The 17817-nt window shown below is 45.8% G+C and carries 16 protein-coding genes and 1 tRNA gene; 2 read left to right on the top strand and 15 right to left on the bottom strand.

Annotated elements, in window-relative coordinates; genetic code table 11:
* The first annotated feature begins 89 nt into the window (after positions 1-89).
* On the top strand, positions 90-1253 hold the full coding sequence (locus tag N4A56_RS07600; RefSeq protein ID WP_295546242.1) for an NAD(P)/FAD-dependent oxidoreductase: 1164 nt from the start codon (positions 90-92) through the stop codon (positions 1251-1253).
* A gap of 166 nt (positions 1254-1419) precedes the next feature.
* Here the strand turns inward: N4A56_RS07600 and cbiB are convergent, their stop codons facing one another.
* From cbiB to ftsH, 11 genes are all read right to left on the bottom strand, one after another.
* Complete coding sequence (gene cbiB / locus N4A56_RS07605; RefSeq protein WP_295546245.1) at positions 1420-2358, bottom strand: adenosylcobinamide-phosphate synthase CbiB; 939 nt, start codon at positions 2356-2358, stop codon at positions 1420-1422.
* A 6-nt stretch (positions 2359-2364) separates the two neighbouring features.
* A complete protein-coding gene (locus N4A56_RS07610) occupies positions 2365-2823 on the bottom strand; it encodes a tRNA (cytidine(34)-2'-O)-methyltransferase (protein ID WP_293671504.1) in 459 nt (152 codons plus the stop codon).
* 106 nt (positions 2824-2929) lie between these two features.
* On the bottom strand, positions 2930-4150 hold the full coding sequence (locus tag N4A56_RS07615; protein ID WP_293671505.1) for an OmpP1/FadL family transporter: 1221 nt from the start codon (positions 4148-4150) through the stop codon (positions 2930-2932).
* A gap of 478 nt (positions 4151-4628) precedes the next feature.
* Complete coding sequence (locus N4A56_RS07620; protein ID WP_295546248.1) at positions 4629-4982, bottom strand: hypothetical protein; 354 nt, start codon at positions 4980-4982, stop codon at positions 4629-4631.
* 9 nt (positions 4983-4991) lie between these two features.
* Complete coding sequence (priA, locus tag N4A56_RS07625; RefSeq protein ID WP_295546250.1) at positions 4992-7358, bottom strand: primosomal protein N'; 2367 nt, start codon at positions 7356-7358, stop codon at positions 4992-4994.
* A gap of 75 nt (positions 7359-7433) precedes the next feature.
* A complete protein-coding gene (gene galU, locus N4A56_RS07630; protein ID WP_293671510.1) occupies positions 7434-8297 on the bottom strand; it encodes a UTP--glucose-1-phosphate uridylyltransferase GalU in 864 nt (287 codons plus the stop codon).
* Positions 8298-8315: 18 nt separating this feature from the next.
* Positions 8316-9668: a phosphoglucosamine mutase gene (gene glmM, locus N4A56_RS07635; RefSeq protein WP_295546253.1), complete on the bottom strand. Its 1353-nt coding sequence runs from the start codon at positions 9666-9668 to the stop codon at positions 8316-8318.
* Between the two features lie 191 nt (positions 9669-9859).
* Entirely contained in the window at positions 9860-10762 is a 903-nt protein-coding gene (locus N4A56_RS07640) for a CdaR family protein (protein WP_293671512.1), read from the bottom strand.
* A gap of 3 nt (positions 10763-10765) precedes the next feature.
* Positions 10766-11515 carry a diadenylate cyclase CdaA gene (gene cdaA, locus N4A56_RS07645; protein WP_293671628.1) on the bottom strand — a complete coding sequence of 250 codons (750 nt, stop codon included), beginning with the start codon at positions 11513-11515 and terminating at the stop codon, positions 10766-10768.
* Positions 11516-11539: 24 nt separating this feature from the next.
* Entirely contained in the window at positions 11540-12397 is an 858-nt protein-coding gene (folP, locus tag N4A56_RS07650) for a dihydropteroate synthase (RefSeq protein WP_295546255.1), read from the bottom strand.
* Positions 12397-14430: an ATP-dependent zinc metalloprotease FtsH gene (ftsH, locus tag N4A56_RS07655; protein ID WP_293671515.1), complete on the bottom strand. Its 2034-nt coding sequence runs from the start codon at positions 14428-14430 to the stop codon at positions 12397-12399. The genes folP and ftsH overlap by 1 nt, the downstream gene beginning before the upstream one ends.
* A gap of 216 nt (positions 14431-14646) precedes the next feature.
* On the opposite strand from ftsH, the gene N4A56_RS07660 reads away from it, so the two are divergent.
* Positions 14647-14740 (top strand) — tRNA-Sec (locus N4A56_RS07660).
* Between the two features lie 554 nt (positions 14741-15294).
* On the opposite strand, the gene N4A56_RS07665 is transcribed toward N4A56_RS07660, so the two are convergent.
* The 4 genes from N4A56_RS07665 to N4A56_RS07680 are packed head-to-tail and all read right to left on the bottom strand — an operon-like array spanning position 15295 to position 17691.
* Positions 15295-15972 carry a GNA1162 family protein gene (locus N4A56_RS07665; protein ID WP_295546259.1) on the bottom strand — a complete coding sequence of 226 codons (678 nt, stop codon included), beginning with the start codon at positions 15970-15972 and terminating at the stop codon, positions 15295-15297.
* Between the two features lie 8 nt (positions 15973-15980).
* The gene (locus N4A56_RS07670; RefSeq protein WP_295546261.1) at positions 15981-16403 is read right to left on the bottom strand and encodes a DUF4810 domain-containing protein; all 423 of its coding nucleotides are present in this window, start codon (positions 16401-16403) and stop codon (positions 15981-15983) included.
* Positions 16400-16717: a hypothetical protein gene (locus N4A56_RS07675; protein WP_295546263.1), complete on the bottom strand. Its 318-nt coding sequence runs from the start codon at positions 16715-16717 to the stop codon at positions 16400-16402. The genes N4A56_RS07670 and N4A56_RS07675 overlap by 4 nt, the downstream gene beginning before the upstream one ends.
* The gene (locus N4A56_RS07680) at positions 16717-17691 is read right to left on the bottom strand and encodes a CsgG/HfaB family protein (RefSeq protein WP_295546264.1); all 975 of its coding nucleotides are present in this window, start codon (positions 17689-17691) and stop codon (positions 16717-16719) included. Before N4A56_RS07680 ends, N4A56_RS07675 begins: the two co-directional genes overlap by 1 nt.
* Positions 17692-17817: the final 126 nt, after the last annotated feature.

A 17817-nucleotide genomic window follows, 5' to 3' on the forward strand; every position in this document is an offset into this window, starting at 1 on the left:
TCAGAGGATAACGTGACAATTACACCATAACAGTATACGTCCCTTTGGCTTCAGGTAAGCAGTAACGACACATATTTTCAGGAGCACGCATGAATCAACATGACGTTATCATTTTAGGTGCTGGCGCTTCCGGTCTCTGGGCAGCACTCACCGCTGCCAAAAGAGGTCGCAAAGTTCTGGTCGTTGACCATGCTCGCAAAGCCGGACGAAAAATTCTGATTGCTGGTGGTGGCAAATGTAACTTTACCAATATAGAACTTAGTGCAGCCAACTACCATTGTAAAAATAGACACTTTTGCAAGTCTGCACTTGCGCGTTTTACTCCGTGGCACATGGTAGAATATCTTTCGCTCCATGATATCCCGTGGGAGGAACGTGAGCACAGTCAGCTGTTCTGTACCCGCAGCGCAGAGGATATTACATATGCCCTCTACAATGATTGTCTGGAAGAAAACGTACGCTTTCTTTTTTCCGAACAGATTACAAGTGTGCAAAAAAACGACGATTTATTCGACGTTACAGTAACAGGCGGACGACATTCCGCGCCGTCCCTTATCGTCGCTCTTGGCGGCAGCGCATGGCCTCAGGTTGGAGCAACTGATGCTGGCTATAAACTGGCACGACAGTTCGGGCACAAAATTATTCCGACATTCCCTGCTCTTGTTCCACTCATGATGCCATCGAACTGGAAGTGCAAAAACTTATCAGGGATAGCACTTCCCGTATCAATATCCTGCAACAAAAAGCAGTACACGGAAAACATGCTTTTCACCCATAAAGGCATCAGTGGTCCTGTTGTGCTTCAAATTTCTGCACACTGGAAAAAAGGAGATGCTCTTGAAATAGATTTCCTTCCTCATGCATCGCTTGAAACACTCTTGGAAGAATCTGGCTCCACTCTGCTATTGAAAACAGTTTTGAAGCGCACTTTCCCCGAACGACTTGCCGTAGCGCTTATTCCTTCTGAACTTGGCGAAAAACAGATTGCGCAACTCAGCAAAAAAGACCTGCTTGCCTTGCACGCTGCTATTCATGCTTTCAAGGTTACACCTACAGGAACAGAGGGTCTAAAAAAAGCTGAAGCAACAGGCGGCGGTGTAGATACAGATTCTATTTCTTCCAAAACGATGGAAAGCAAACTTTGTCAGGGACTGTACTTTACGGGTGAGGTTCTTGACGTTCTTGGTGACCTTGGAGGCTTCAACCTCCACTGGGCTTGGGCATCCGGCAACGCTGCGGGCGAGTCTGTATAACTCCTGATGTTATTCCATCTTTAGATGGTAGCTCACATCACCCTCGGCGCAAGATGAGCAAAAGGTGCAGGCACGGGAAGTTATCGACCTCCAAGATTACATATATAACGCAAAAAGGCTGCCAGTTGGGCAGCCTTTTTCATAACAAAACTTCATCCGGCATCGGCTAAAAAAGCATGCGGAAAAGTGCAACCAGAAGCCATAGCAACCCGCAACCGAAAATAGCTGCTAGACGAATGTGCTTGATAAGCTGCATCAGCGAATGTTTATTCCAAACATCGTCACCAACGCCTAAGACTGGTTTCTCTTTCACTTTACCGAAATAAACCGCCTCACCACCCATTGGTCTCCCATACAGATGAGCTGCCATAGCCATAGGCCAACCGGCATTAGGGCTTTCCATTTTTTCAGCATCGCGCACAACGCTGTTCCATACACCCTTAGCAGGTCCAAGCCCTGCCAGATTTGCAGTCCATTGCAAGAACATGGCTGACAATCGTGCAGGAACATAGGCAAGCACATCATCAAATTTAGCACCTGCCCAACCTAAATCAATCCACTTTTCATTCTTATAGCCCCACATGGAATCCATAGTAGACGTAGCTTTATAGAGCCACAATCCTACAGGCCCAGAAAGAACGAGCCAGAAAAAAGGCGCGATAATGCCATCATTGAAATTTTCAGAAAGCGTTTCTGCAAGCGTCTTGTACAGTTCTTCCTGCGTGGCGTTTGAGACATCACGACTTACCAGCATAGAAACGGCACTGCGCCCTCTATCAAGCGAACCGGACGCTATCGCCTGTACTGCTTTCGTTCCTTCATTGAGCAAACTTCCGAGCGCAAGCCCAGACCATGCAAAATACAGCGCAAACACCCAGCCCAGATATGGAATATCAATAAACGCACTTACAATGATGAAGACCAAAAGCAGCAAAATCACCAATGAAAGAACGCCGCCAACCCTATTAGGAAAGTTCTTACGAGCTAATTTTTCCAGCTTGTTCAACATACGCCCGATCAATTGAACGGGATGAGGCAGACAAGCAGGGTCAGCAAAGACGACATCAATAAGAAACGCAGCCAACGGTATCCAAAGATATTCCATAATCACCTACTTTCCGTTTAAAGCTCCTGTTGCTGCAAAAGCCTGATACAAAACAATACCTACTGCCGTTGATAAATTGAGACTACGTACCTCACCCCACATTGGAATGCGCACATGGTTCTCATAACGATCCATGAGACTATCAGGAAGCCCACGGGTTTCTGGCCCGAATACAAGCGCGTCATTTGCATCGTATTCAACTTCATGCACAGCCACGCCACGTTTAGAACTTGCCATAACATGTCTGTGCTTGTGCCCTACAGCTTCAATGTATGCTTCCCAATCAGACCATACAAACACAGAAACATGCGGCCAGTAGTCAAGTCCAGCGCGTTTTAAATATTTATCTTCAAGACTGAATCCCAACGGCTCAATCAAATGTAAATCTGTTGCGGTTGCCGCACACAATCTAGCGATATTACCAGTATTTGGCGGAATTTCCGGTTCAAATAATACAACATGCATGCATATTACCCCTTTATAAAAACAAAAAAACCGGCTCAGGAAGTACCCCGAGCCGGTTATTATTGCAACGTTAGATAGTGAACAGAACCTATCCTGTTGTCATACACTAGAATGCGTAACTAACAGTGAGAGCACCGATATGGGTTACACCGTTTTTAGATTTACCATCAAGTACACCCGGTGCTACAGAATCATCGTAATCTACACTCTCTGCAATAATGTAAGTGTACGCAAGGTCAACAGTCCAGTTGTCAATGGAGTACCCAACACCAGCACCAATGAGGTGACGGTCTTCAGCTGGAATCATGTAATCAACATACTTAGCGTTTTCTGGAGCTTCGTCAAATGCGTAGCTGCCGCGAACTGTCCAGTTGTCGTTGATATCGTACTCTGCACCGATGCTTACACGCCATACGTCATCCCAGTCTTTAGGCTGACGAACAATGGTATCTGCACCCGGAGTTTCGAGAGTAATGTCGAAGTTTCTGTATGTTGACCAACGAGTATTTACTGCTGCAAGTTCAATGCTCAGCTCTTCAATTGGGTAGTAGGTAACACCCAAGCTAATCATATCAGGAAGAACGATGGATGATTTGGTATCAAGCTTCATCGTAGAGGCAGGAGTAGAAATTTTAGTTTCGCCAGTAGCATCAACTTTTGCCTGACTGTGATAACCGACACCAAAACGCCACTTATCAAGTTTATAGTGCAGACCAGCGGTAAGAGCCACACCATCACCGCTACCAGTCAACTTTGAAGTGGCAAGTGGAGAACCAAGAGTCTTTTCAATAGCAACATCAACGTACACATATTCAAGACCAATAGCTGCGGATAAGTTGTCAGTAATTTTGTACGCCACGTTCGGGTTTAAAGACAACGTAATGATTTTAGCATCATATACATTGTTTGCACCCGGAAAATCGTCTTTATCGTAACCAAAGCCCAGACCGAAACGGGAGTATTCACCAAATCCTACAGCCCACTTATCATTAATACGATGTGTTACGTAAAAATGTGGGATCGGGAATACAGCATCTTCGCTGGAAGTAGTTGTGCTTACACCAGTGGCAGGATTGATTGTTTCAACTTGTGTGTATGGAGCTGCCAGAGAAACACCAGCAGAAATATGGGTTCCATCTAACTGAGTAAGACCAGCAGGGTTGTATGCAACTGCGGAAGGGTCGTCAGCACGACCAACAAGTGTACCGCCAAGTGCGTTACCTCGAGCACTCCACTCATACAAAGCAAAACCGGCAGCAGAAGCAGATGTAGCAACAGCTAACAGCAGGACACAAGACGCAACAATAGACAGGAAATGTCGCTTCATTATTTTCCCTCGTATTCAGTTTAGCATGCCTATAAGTGCCTGTTCAGCACCCTGTTCAATACTTTCAAATAGATATGAAAGCTAAACAGTGTTTCCCCTCAAGACATGCAAAATGAGCAAGCTGCAAGGCCCCTCTGCCATAACTGCTACTTACTCATAAAATTTAAAGTACTGTGTGTATAATAGTATCACTTTCACTTGGCAATGTTTTTTACGTTTTTCCACTCACTTGATCCACAATGAAAAAATAGTGCAATCAAGTTAAGGTATTATAAAAACAATTCTTTCAAACTCTTCCTACACACTTGTTTATATTTGTAACACGAAACCGTACATCATAAGAAACACAAAACCTTACTCTATGATGCTCCCGCCCCACCTCACAACTCAAGTTGCCTGCTCTATACAATACAAAAAAAGGCAGAAAGAACTTCTTTCCACCTTTTCAATATCTCGTATACATTACTACAATGTGAGACTAGCTTCCTCTAATCACAGCGACTTCTTTACGCAAAACACACCAGACAGGACGTTCGCCATCAGTCAAAATTGGGCGTCCTTTAGGGTTCGCAATGTTACACCTGCGTTTTTCGTTCTGGAAAAAGAATGGACAATCCTCACATTCATTAACAGCAATTGCTGGCAAGCCGCTGTTACAAGAAGCAGATTCCGTAACACGCAATGCTGCTCCACTTGCAGGACACCACTCCGGTCTAGTTGTTTCAGGGTCAACATCAACTTGTTTTAATTCAGGAAAACGCCCGCTGCATTTACCCTCATTACCAGCAAGATAAAAAGGACACGCCGAACAGGCAGATACTACAAAAATCATATTTCACTCCTACAGCATATTCACAGGATCTATATCCAGAGACAGTCTGAGCTTAGAACCGCGAGGCACAGCATTACGCATGGCGTAATACAGCGTGCGTACGCTTATCCAGTTATCGGACTTCAGCGTCCACTGGAAACGCTTTCTTCCGCGCAAGATAGGCAACGGTGATGGCGTATGCCCCAACACGCGCACATCATGCTCTTTACCGAGCGCCCTTGCTACCTCGGTCAATGTTTCTACCCATTCCATCCCTTTATTCCAATCCAGCGGATAGCTGGTTCGGATAAGCGCTAATTTTACGAATGGAGGATATTTTCGTTTACGTCTTCGCTCAAGTTCCTCTGCAAAAAATCCATCATAATCTGCACTACCTACAAATTGCCAACAGTAGTGCTCGGGGTCTCGAGTCTGGATTAATACACGCCCAGCTTTTTCACCGCGACCTGCCCGCCCAGATGCCTGAACAAGCAACTGGAATGTACGTTCAGCAGCGCGATAATCAGGAAGATTCAACCCTAAATCCCCATCCGCAACAACAGCGAGCGTTACGTTAGGGAAATGATGCCCTTTGGACAGCATTTGTGTCCCCACAAGCACTTGCGCTTCCTGTTTTGCAAACGAATCAAGAATACGTTGCATCTTACCGGGGCGACGTGTTGAGTCTCTATCCAGACGCAAAATTTTTGTTTCAGGTGGCAATATATCAGTCAGATGCTCTTCAAGCTTTTCTGTACCTTCCCCCATAGGAAGATAGTGAAGCCCCTTACACTTGGAACACACAACAGGATACGCTACCGAATGCCCGCAATAATGACACACAAGCCGTTCACGCTCTTTATGATATGTAAGCCCAACTTCACAGTGCGGACAACGTGCTACGTGACCGCAGTCAAGGCAATACATTAACGGCGAATATCCTCTACGGTTCAACAGAATAACAACCTGTTCACCACGAGCAACCGTTTCTTGAATCTGCCTTTTACATTCAGCAGCAAGGATTCCATCAGAGCGCTTCAAATTTTTTATATTAATGAGAGAAACGTCTGGCAACCTCCCCTCACCCGCACGCTCTTTCATTACACTCATAGAAACTGCGTGTTGCTGCACAGCATAAAACGTCTTTACGTCAGGAGTCGCAGAGCCAAGCAGCAATAACCCATTGCTTTGCTGAACACGATAAAATGCGACTTCTTTTGCCTGATACACCAAGCCTTCATCCTGCTTGAACGAGGTATCATGTTCTTCATCAAGCACTATCAAGCCCAGCGCAGGGGAAGGTAAGAAAAGTGCAGATCGTGTTCCCACAATAATGCAAGGAGCCTCACGCTCTGCCAACGTGCGGAACGTATTTTCTCTTTCAGCAGGAGACTGGTAGCCGTTGTAAAAAAAACAGTCCTGAGAAGGAAAACGATTGCGCACTGCCTGTTCTAACTTACAGGCAAGCGCTACCTCCGGTGCTAACAGCATAACAGAATGCCCCTTAGACAACGCCTCTGCTGCCAACTCCAAATACACCACAGTTTTTCCGCTTCCAGTAATACCATACAGTAATGCTGACTTCGGCTTATCTGCGTGCATCAATGTGCTAAATTCATCGAAAGCAGTCTGCTGTTCCGGCAACAAATCAAAACCGTTCCCGATATCCGAAAAACACTCTGAAGTCTCTTCTTGGCAGGCTTCGCACTCTCCTTCTTCTCTGGGACCAATACGGACAAGCCCACGTTCTGCCAAAGTATTAAGCGCAGCAGATACGCCAGTACCAAGTTCTTTCAACAACCGGGTTCTTGAAAGCATCCCCTTATCTTGCAGATACTCAAGAACCTCGATCTGCCGCTTAGCAGACGGGCGTACAGCCCAAGGCGGGTCAACTAAAAGACTGCAAAGCTCCTGCTCTTCTGCATCAAACGTGCTGTCGAGAACTTCAACAGCGTTTTTCTTCCACAGATCCCCGATAGCAGAACGTTCAGCAAGCGGCATCGTTGCGATATCGCGCATTGTTATCGTGCGCGGTTTGCCACCATCCAACAGGCGCAAGCGCACTTTAGAGGTTCGAAGTCCTGCCGGAAGCAAACCACCGAGAACTTCCCCTTCTGTAACCATATGCCGCAAAGCAAGCTGTTTGACCATTGCAAGGTATTCCGGTTTCAGAAGCGGTTCACGCTCAGCAGCCCAAAGGCACTCTTTAAGCACTACGCCTTCTTTTACGGAACTGTCATCCGTGATGGAAACAATAATTCCTGCTCGCAGCATTCCCCCTTTGCCCAGCGGCACAACAACACGCTGACCACATTTCCATACAAAAGTATCAAGCCACTCCGGTTCGGCGTAGCTCAACGTTGCGTATGGCGGACTTAAAAGAGAGATTGATAACATTGCATACATTCCTAAAAGTAAAAAAGGCGATCATAAAGACCACCTTTTTTGTATTCTTAATTCTGACCGCGTATATTAAGGTAAAAGCGGCTTCAAGTGTTTTACAAGATCATCACGAATAGAATCATCCTGCAAGGCAAAATAAATATTTGCAGTTAAGTACTCCGCCCAGTTACCTGCGTCAAATCGCATGCCGCGCATTTTTACAGCAAGCAATCCGCGTTCTTTCGCAACAGTGCGCAGTGCGTCTGTCAGCTGAATTTCACCACCCGCACCTGCTTTGGTGTTCTCAAGCGCTGGGAAGATTTCTGGAGTCAGCACATAGCGACCAACAATTGCCAGACGAGAAGGTGCATCCTGTACAGCAGGTTTTTCCACCAAATCTGTAACGCGATATGTACCCGGCGCAATTTCTTCACCGGCAACAATACCGTATCGATCAACCTTATCGGCTTCAACTTCCATAACGCCAACAACCGGCAAGCGTTCGGCAGCAGCAACCTCAATAAGCTGTTTCAAACCCGGTTCCATGCCAAACATAAGGTCGTCACCAAGCATTACACCAAAGGCATCTTCATTGATTAAATCCTTGGCGCACAGCACAGCATGACCGAGTCCAAGCTGCTCTTTCTGACGAATAGAAATAATATTCGCCATACGGGCAACTTCCTGCACAGTTTTGAGCAGTTCTGTTTTACCAGCACGCTGGAGTAAACCTTCAAGCTGAAGGTTTTTATCGAAATGATCTTCAATGACTTTTTTTTCGCGGTTGGTAACGAAAACAACATCATCAAGACCGGAACGAATTGCCTCTTCTACAATGTACTGCACGACAGGCTTGTTGTAGACAGGAAGCATTTCCTTTGGGATATTCTTGGTAGCAGGAAGAGAACGGGTTCCCCAACCAGCAACAGGGACAACTACTTTGCGAATATTCATAGAACTTCCAAGATATGTTTAGACTAAGTTTTTCTGTGCAGATTCAGCAAGGTACGACGCAAGGCGCTTTACTTGCTCGCCGTCTTCGCCCTCAACCATTACGCGACAAAGAGACTCTGTACCTGAATAGCGCAACAGAACTCGACCTTTGTCACCTAATTCTTTCTCTGCTTTTGTAACATCTTCGAGCAAGCTTGGACATTCTTCAAACGGAATTTTACGGTCAACGCGAACATTAATCAATTCTTGTGGATATAACTCAAGCAGACCCGCAAGGCTGGAAAGAGGTTTATCTCTCTGACGCATAATGCGGAGCAGCTGAAGTCCGGCAAGAAGACCGTCGCCAGTAGTACCGTAATTCATAAATACCAGATGACCTGACTGTTCACCGCCCATTGTGGCATGCTCGTTTCGCATAGCTTCAACAACATGACGATCACCTACAGGAGTACGTAACAAGCGCCCGCCGTGTTCACGCATAAACACTTCAAGAGCCATATTACTCATCACTGTAGAAACGAGGGTTTTACCCACTAAGTCACCGGATGCCATCATATCCTGAGCGCAGATTGCCATAATCTGGTCACCGTCAAGAACAGAGCCGTTCTCATCGCAGACAATAAGTCTGTCAGCGTCACCATCAAGGGCAAGACCTATATCGGCTCGAACTTCGCGTACCTTCTCTGCCATAATTTCAGGATACAGCGAACCACAACGCTTATTGATGTTCAAACCGTTCGGCTTAACGCCAATAGGAACAACTTCTGCTCCAAGCTCTTCTAGTACTAGTGGAGCAACTTTGTAATTTGCGCCATTAGAACAATCAAGAACTATGCGTAAACCTTCGAGAGACAGGTTCGTTGGGAAGCTATTTTTCAAGTAAACGATGTAGCGACCAACCGCGTCTTCAATACGCTTTGCTCGTCCTACTTTATCCGGAGCAGGATAGTCCCACTGATGGTCAGGGTTAAGAACCATTTCTGTAATGGCATCTTCAACAGAATCTGCGATTTTAAAACCACGATCATCAAAAAATTTAATACCGTTATCGTGGTACGGGTTATGGGATGCAGAAATAACTACACCCATAGTCGCGCGCATATTCCTTGTGAGAAACGCAATGGCAGGGGTAGCCATTGGACCTACAAGGTATACATCCATACCTGCGGCACAAAAACCGGCAGTTAGCGCATTTTCAAAAACATATCCAGAAAGGCGGGTATCCTTTCCGATTACAACTCTATTTCGTCCAGTTTCAGTCCGGAAAGCAGTTCCTGCTGCAAGTCCTAATCGCATAGCGACTTCAGGAACCATCGGGTACATATTCACTGTACCGCGCATACCGTCCGTTCCAAACAAGCGTCTTCCCATGGAAGCTCCTGTTGTAGTATATTTAGTGTGTAAGTAAAATTTATTACGTCTAGATATCGCACGCGATCATTCTTTCACAGCAAGCAGGCTATTCAGCCCCTTTTCACTTGCAGTAATTTGAACAACTGAAAACAACGCAAGTACGCTGTCTTTGGCGATAGGAGGATACTAAGAAACACCCTCTGCCTACACTATTTACTTGAAATAAGTGCAGTCAGAGTCTCCGGCTTGGTGCCGACCACCTTGATATTCTCAGGCAATTCGAGCCGGTAAGGGAGTTGATATTCTCCGGGAGTAATGTCTTCCGGCAACTCTAAAATTACTCTTATTGAATCAATGAGCGCACTATTGTCTTTCATTGAGTCAGGCACTTCAATAGTAAGCGTGACCGAGTCCTGCACTAATGTTATGTCCAACCCCGCACGCGGGATAACGATAACATTACGCACAATGGTACGCTCCTGAGCAAGCAAGCCCAAAATATATGTTACATCCACAATAGGTGGAGTCGCTTTAGCTCGTAACGATAAAGAAACTGTGCCGTCAAGTGTTACACTACCCGGCTCACTAGCCACAGGCGCTGAAGTAACAGCTTCCACATCGCTCAATGCTGCCAATTCAGATTCCGGCCCACTCACTGTCACATACTGTGGCGTTACCGTTGCGGACTCCACAAAAAAGTCAGGAGGCAGTTCGCCAGACCAGCGAGGCACTACCGGAAGCTCTTTCTCAACAAGTTTATCCACTTCAAGTGTCAGACGTGATGGGCGAACCTCTACCACATCAAACGCTTTACCAAGACGAATCCCGCCTGCTTGAATCGGCAGAACATTCAACCCGGGGTGAACTTTGGACAAATCAAGCACATACGTAAGCTGACGATTGGTAATAGTGCGAATAAGCCCTTTAGGTCCGCGCACACGAATCTCAATTTCTGGCGGCAAGCCACTCAGCAGTGTAAGATCTTTAGGCATCCCTTTTAATTCAACGGATGCTCTTTCCCATATTTCAACTTGCTCACGACCAGATATGACGACCCATAAACAGGAAGCCATAATAAAAGCCAAAAGTAAGTGGCGAAAGCTCACACCCATGAATTACCGCTCCAAAAGATTACGCAGCACCCGCTTCAGACGAATCCTGTCGAGGTTACTGGTTAGCCTGCCGTTTACGGCAACAGTAATATCGCCACGCTCTTCAGAAACAACTATGGCAATGGCATCGGTCTCTTCTGTAATGCCCAAAGCTGCTCTGTGGCGCGTGCCGTATTCCGGTCTATCTTGATCGCCGACAGCAAGGGGCAGTATACATCCCGCTGCTGCCACACGCCCACGACGCACAATAACCGCACCGTCATGCAACGGTGTTTTCACCTGAAAAATAGTTACCAGCAATTCCTTAGAAATGGCAGAATCAATCAGAACACCACGCTGGGCAACATCACCCAGCGGAACATGGTGCTCAAGCACAATAAGTGCTCCAACTTTGCGCTTAGCCATATTCACAGCCGCGCCGATCACTTCATCCAGAAATGAATCTTCCACTTCTGTTTTTTTATAGAAACTGCGTGCGCCCATGTTAGAAAGTCCTCGCCTGATGTCATCTTGAAAGAGAATAACAACAACAAGGAAGAACGAACTCAGGAATTGCTGCAATATCCAGTGCAGAGTATAAAAGCCAAAGTATTCAGAGAACGCAAACACTGCTATAAGCAATAACAAGCCATAAATAGCCGATACCGCCCGAGTCCCTCTAATGACTATCATCACTTGATAGAACAAAAGAGTAACAAAAGCGATATCCAAAGCATCACGCCATGTTATGCTGATATATTCCAGTGCATCCAATGAAAACACGCTTACTCCCGAACTCTAACGACGCAAGGCTTCAGCAAGAAGAAGGGTTTCGTGCGTCTTAGCAACATCATGCACTCTGTGCACTTCCACTCCGCGATACCCCAGAATAGCAGTTGTTGCCTGCGTACAATTTTCCCGCTCGCCCACAGGTGCGCCACAAATTTTTTCAAACATAGATTTGTTGGAAATACCCGCCATAACCGGCATGCCCAGAGCTTGAAAACGATCTATTTTTTGCAAGATCGTCAAATTATGCTCTACAGTTTTCCCGAACCCTATACCGGGGTCAATCATAATACGTGACTCAGGAAGTCCGGCGTCTGTCAGCTCTTTAAGTTTCCGATCAAAAAACGCTAAAATGTCATCAACGACATCATCATACACAGGGGCTACCTGCATTTTATCAGGTTTTCCCTGACTGTGCATGAGAACATACCCAGGCTTATACTGTGCTACCACATCTTTAAGCTCCGGCTCAAATTCAAATGCAGAGATATCGTTGATAATGTGTGCGCCAGCATCAAGAACGGCTGCTGCTGTTCCCGCCTTATATGTGTCTACAGATACAGCCCACGGCAAAGCCTCATCTGAGCAATCACCAACAACACCTTCAACAATTGGCAGTACACGCGCTATTTCTTCTTCAAGAGATACCGGATCGGCAAACGGGCGGGATGATTCCCCCCCAATGTCCAATACATGTGCTCCGGCTGCCGCTTGTGAACGTGCGTGGGCAATAGCCGCCGCAACTGAATTATATTCACCGCCGTCATGAAAAGAGTCCGGTGTCACATTTACAATACCGAAGATACAAAAAGGGGCAGGGCCTATGGACCTGCCCCCTCGTACTTCCCAATAAAACGGGGTGCTCATTACTGCTTCTTCTCTTCAGAAGGTTGTGTCGCAGGTTCCGATGTTTTTTCCGGTTCCGCGGCTGGTGCAGTTGGTTGCTGCGCCTGCTCCTCAGTTCCCAGAATAAAATCACCGGAATCTTCATCAGCGGCTTCTGGCTGCTGATCTCTGTAAGCAGCTGCTGCCTTAGCAAACGCATCAGGAGCTTCTGCTGGAGTTGCGTTTTGCGCAGCATTCTTGCCGTTTGAGTCCTCCTGTGGAGGAAGATCTTTACCTTCAATCAGCAGATCAATATCAGCGCCGCTGATTGTTTCACGATCAAGCAAGGAATCAGCAATTCTATGCAGTACGTCGATATTATCCTCAAGAAGCTGACGCGCGGTAGAACGTGCTGTATCAACAATACGCTTTACCTCTGCATCTACAAGGCGTGCAGTTTCATCACTGAAGTTACGGGACTGCGCCCACTCACGACCAATGAATACTTCTTCGCCCTGCTCACCGATGTTAAGAGGACCGATAGCTTCTGACATACCCCATTCGCACACCATTTTACGCGCCATTTTAGTAGCACGCTCAATGTCGTTTCCTGCGCCTGTTGTAATGTCATCAAAGATAATTTCTTCAGCCACGCGACCACCAAGAAGAACCACAAGGTTTGTTTCGAGGAAGGTTCGTGAGTAGCCGTAGCGGTCTTCACCCGGAAGCTGCATGGTAACACCAAGAGCACGACCGCGTGGAATAATAGAAACTTTATGAACAGGGTCTGCTTTAGGAAGAAGCTTTGCACACAGGGCGTGACCACCTTCATGGTACGCTGTGATCTTTTTCTCTTCTTCACTCATGACCATGCTACGACGTTCTTTGCCCATGATGAGCTTGTCTTTAGCCTGTTCGAAATCAAACATGTTGATCTGGTCTTTGTTTTCCTTAGCTGCCTGAAGAGCTGCCTCGTTAACGAGGTTTTCCAAGTCAGCACCGGAGAAACCAGGAGTGCCTTTTGCGATGGTTTCCATGTTCACATCCGCAGCCAGCGGAGAACGACGTGCATGTACTTCCAAAATGCGCTTACGACCTTTTACGTCTGGCACAGGTACGGTAACCTGACGGTCAAAACGTCCCGGACGAAGCAACGCAGGGTCAAGAACATCTGGACGGTTTGTTGCAGCAATAAGAATAACGCCTTCGTTAGACTCAAAGCCATCCATTTCAACAAGCAACTGGTTAAGAGTCTGCTCGCGTTCATCATGTCCGCCACCAAGTCCAGCACCACGCTGACGACCAACAGCATCAATTTCATCAATAAAAATCAGGCATGGCGCATTCTTTTTACCCTGCACGAACAAGTCACGCACACGGGAAGCACCAACACCGACAAACATTTCTACGAAGTCAGAACCGGAAATGGAGAAGAACGGAACGCCAGCCTCACCGGCAACGGCACGCGCAAGCAATGTTTTACCGGTACCCGGAGGGCCCACAAGCAAAACACCTTTTGGGATACGTCCACCAAGGCGAGTAAAGCGCTTAGGGTTTGAAAGAAAATCAACAACTTCGCTGAGTTCCTCTTTTGCTTCATCAACACCGGCAACATCAGCAAAAGTAACCTTTGTCTGCTCCTGCGAGATAAGTCGCGCGCGGGAACGACCAAAGGACATAGCCTTACCGCCGCCTCCCTGCATTTGGCGCATGAAGAAAATCCACACACCGATCAGAAGCAGCATAGGGAACCATGATACAAGCAGAGTCATGTACCACGGAGAATCTTCTTTAGGTTCTGCATTAACAACAATACCCTTGCCCACAAGGCGATCCACCAGCTTAGGATCATCCGGCGCGTAGGTATTTACAACAGTACCGCCATGTTCTTTAGCAAGCAGTTTTTGTCCCTGTATGGAGACTTCCGCTATTTCGCCTTTATCCACCAGCTCCAAAAACTTTGTATAGCTGACTTTTGTCTGCGAGTTTTGTGGCTGGCTGAACATGTTAAACAATACAACCATGAGTAGGGAGATGACAGCCCAGAGAATCAAGTTCCGGGAAAACTGGTTCAAGGTATTTTACCCTCCGAAGTTAGAATCGGATTTAATTTACTTTCTCAAATGTATTTTCGTACTCGAACTTTTATTTCTAATAACTCGAACGCGATTTGACAATGGTTGAAACACTCTTTTTCTAAATTACATTGAACTTTATGCCAAGAGCATCTTACTCTTGCACCTAATACGCTTTCCTGCTAGAACGCGCTCAGTTAAAGAAATTTCATAAAAGGAAGCGTTTCGTCACCGGTGTGGCGTCCGGTCTTCAAAACCGGTGTAGGGCAGTGATGTCCTAGGTAGGTTCGACTCCTATACGCTTCCGCCACGCATATTCTACCCTGCTCAGCAGGGTTTTCTTGTTTATATGCTAGAGCTTCTACTTTCCTCATCGGTTTTATACAATGTTCCCTTAAAAACCGACGACGCTTGCTAAGGTGTATTTCTACACTAACTGCGCACAACTTCCATCACATACTCTTTTACGATTTTCAAATTACGCTTAGGTTACAATCTATCACGGTAGCCCGCCGACAAACAATTAGAGGCATGCAAACCGAACTCTTAAGCACTTTTTGTTGAATCAAGGCTACGTATCGTAAAAAACCATACAACTAAATTAGCATGTTCAGAAAACAAAAAAAAGCTCTCAACAGACTTTAAGCAAAGACTAAAGAGAGTTCTCACCATACTCATAGTACAGCAGCGCAGTACTATTTTTCACACATCCTCAAATACCTCGACACAGAAGTATCTTTCCACCCTGCCCTTTCACCTCCAAATCCAGCGGCATAATAATTTATCGTTCAACCCTATCACGCTTGAAGCTCAACACAAAAAACGCTGGCACATCACTATGCCAGCGTTTGCAGTTTGTATATCTTAAGGAAATTGTCCTGTTGGTCCCCACATATCTTGATCCACAAGTACTTCGTCTTGGTCTTGCAAATAGATTTGTGAATACGGCCCTGCTGGCAATGTCGAAAGCGTAATATCGTTTACACGCCTTGCCACATCAACATACTCAGCCATTGCCGAGTTCACAGCTGAAGCAATAAGCTGTACGATCAAGTCCTCAGAACCGCCACTAAGGTCAACGGTAACTTCTCCATCATGCTTCCATAAAACATTGTTTGTAAGAGTAGAGCGAAGTTCACAATCAATTCCAACAGTCATGCTGGAGCTAAGCACCATGTATGACATGTCCCATGCTGTTATCTTGGTAAACAGTACGCTATCAGCCCCAAGATTGGTTCTGATGCCTTGCAAATCTGCATTGTACAACAACTCAGAGTCGTACAGTCCTTCAATTTGCATTAACTCCATTACAACAGGAGCAGGATAGACGTAATACCCCTTATGCGACAAAGGCTCTGAAACTGTTGTAATATAACATTCTTTTGCGTCTGCCGCTGTCGTAAGGTTAATTGGCGGTAATACTAGGATTGAGCGAGGTTGTTCAGTATACATGCCGGGAAAAAGATCTGCTTTTGTTGCAGGCTTTACACAGCCGACAGCCAAAAGACAGCAGGCGATCATAGCTAAACGAAGAAACTTCATACTGCCACCTACTTCTCAACAGGCTTGTCAGCAGCCTGATTTTTTTCTGCAACAATATCCTTTGCTACGCTATCTTCAACAACATCTGGAGTCGCCATGCGCATAAGCACTGCAACAAATTGTTCAGATTCCGGATACGCAGCAACTTCCCTTTCGTAATTTGCGACAGCCTGCTTTGCATATCCCTCTTTTGCAAGCATGTATCCATACTCTGCAAATATACCAGGAGGAACAGGCTTATTATTCTCTTCAGCATTATCGATGATGTTTACCAACTCTTCCTGATGTTCTTTAATCGTTTCTGGAGACGGCTCTTTAACCATCGCATAATACGTTTGCGAATAATTGCACCATTCTATCCGCTGCTGCGATACACACCCACTCATGAGAACAACAAAGAGGAGGCAGCTACAAACTAGAAATTTTCTCATGGTACTCGAATTTCCTTAGTTTGCTGATTACCTATCAAAACAGTACGTTTCACAACAATTTTGTTGTTACGCATCACAAGAATGGCATGCTTACCCGGAGCAACTTCATACCATTTATCATCTTTTTTACTCGTAGAAAGCGCTACCGAGGCTCCGTTATCGAGAACAAACACTGCACCTTTGGTGTTCCCTACAAAAGAAAGCCATGCAACCTGCTCTGGAGAAGTAACCCCAGTTTGTCTGCCACATCCAAAAGACAACGCCATGATGCCGCAAATAAAAATGAGTACGATAATCTTCTGTAAACGACGCATTACTGCTCCTCCACCTGCAAGGCTTCATAGTTGTCAGCTGCAATGTATGAAGAAAGGTCACCACTCACGACGCTGCAAAATGAGACCTCATCTCGCTGAGATTTTCCGTAGGTTTCAAGAACCTTCAACTCTGCAATTTCTTTACCCGGCAGTGTAATAACACTGTTGGTCTGGCGGTTCTTAACTTTTTTTCCTTCCCTAAGAACAGTAAACCGGTCACCTTTTTTGACGCCCTGACTCTTACCGCCGCCAATAATGAACAATCCATCTTCATAGCCTAAGACATAGCTTCGCCATGGTTTGTCCATCAGGTTTTCAATAATATTTGACGCAACTGTTGTAATAGCTGCTTCAATAGCTTTATCATTCAATGTGGAATCATAACTACTGCGTCCACCAAGACCAAACATAGTACCTACTTCCATAAAAGCTTCACCGCTTCCAGATTCGGAGTAGATGACCTCGCCTGTGTACACATCAATAAGGCGAATGCTCACAGTTGCGAATGCAACTTGTTTTCTGCTTCTGCTGAATATACCAACTTCGCTTGTTTCTTTACGCCCGAACTCAGTAATAGAACCAACAATCAAGTAGTCCGCCATGTTCTTGAGTCGTCCCGCATCACCCAGTGAAAGCTCTGCTTGAATTTTATTCAAGTCTGCTCGCTCAAGAAGAATAAATTTTTCAGTCTGCACTAATTTTTCTGACAGAATATCAACAGCCTGCTTTCCAATTCTGTCATTGTTTTCACCAAGCAAAAAGCTGCGACCATACTTTGTTTCATTAGTAAAGCGACCAATTGCAACTTTTCTTTTAAGTCCACTATACTTTTCTGCTGCCTCTTGTTGAAGAGTAGGGCTGACAATTGCTCCTGAATCAGGTAGAGCAACTTTTTCAGGTTTGCTAATTGTTGCGCATCCGACACATACAGTGCACAGAATCGCAACGAACATACGACAAATATTTTTTCTCATATTTAACCACCTTATTAAAGTGAACAACCATCCACCTTCCACAAAAGCAGATAAAATACAAGTTTTTTGCCCGCCTCCATGCATTTCAATCTAACGAGACGCTTCGTTACTGCATTTCAGCAACAC

Source organism: Halodesulfovibrio sp. (assembly GCF_025210605.1).
Lineage (GTDB): Bacteria > Desulfobacterota > Desulfovibrionia > Desulfovibrionales > Desulfovibrionaceae > Halodesulfovibrio.

Bases quoted from the DNA above. Each gene is read 5' to 3' on its own strand.
- N4A56_RS07640 (WP_293671512.1), bottom strand. From the start codon at position 10,762: ATGGGTGTGAGCTTTCGCCACTTACTTTTGGCTTTTATTATGGCTTCC.
- N4A56_RS07600 (WP_295546242.1), top strand. From the start codon at position 90: ATGAATCAACATGACGTTATCATTTTAGGTGCTGGCGCTTCCGGTCTC.
- cbiB (WP_295546245.1), bottom strand. From the start codon at position 2,358: ATGGAATATCTTTGGATACCGTTGGCTGCGTTTCTTATTGATGTCGTC.
- N4A56_RS07615 (WP_293671505.1), bottom strand. From the start codon at position 4,150: ATGAAGCGACATTTCCTGTCTATTGTTGCGTCTTGTGTCCTGCTGTTA.
- priA (WP_295546250.1), bottom strand. From the start codon at position 7,358: ATGTTATCAATCTCTCTTTTAAGTCCGCCATACGCAACGTTGAGCTAC.
- N4A56_RS07680 (WP_295546264.1), bottom strand. From the start codon at position 17,691: ATGAGAAAAAATATTTGTCGTATGTTCGTTGCGATTCTGTGCACTGTA.
- N4A56_RS07620 (WP_295546248.1), bottom strand. From the start codon at position 4,982: ATGATTTTTGTAGTATCTGCCTGTTCGGCGTGTCCTTTTTATCTTGCT.
- N4A56_RS07665 (WP_295546259.1), bottom strand. From the start codon at position 15,972: ATGAAGTTTCTTCGTTTAGCTATGATCGCCTGCTGTCTTTTGGCTGTC.
- galU (WP_293671510.1), bottom strand. From the start codon at position 8,297: ATGAATATTCGCAAAGTAGTTGTCCCTGTTGCTGGTTGGGGAACCCGT.
- folP (WP_295546255.1), bottom strand. From the start codon at position 12,397: ATGAGCACCCCGTTTTATTGGGAAGTACGAGGGGGCAGGTCCATAGGC.
- N4A56_RS07610 (WP_293671504.1), bottom strand. From the start codon at position 2,823: ATGCATGTTGTATTATTTGAACCGGAAATTCCGCCAAATACTGGTAAT.
- N4A56_RS07670 (WP_295546261.1), bottom strand. From the start codon at position 16,403: ATGAGAAAATTTCTAGTTTGTAGCTGCCTCCTCTTTGTTGTTCTCATG.
- N4A56_RS07675 (WP_295546263.1), bottom strand. From the start codon at position 16,717: ATGCGTCGTTTACAGAAGATTATCGTACTCATTTTTATTTGCGGCATC.
- glmM (WP_295546253.1), bottom strand. From the start codon at position 9,668: ATGGGAAGACGCTTGTTTGGAACGGACGGTATGCGCGGTACAGTGAAT.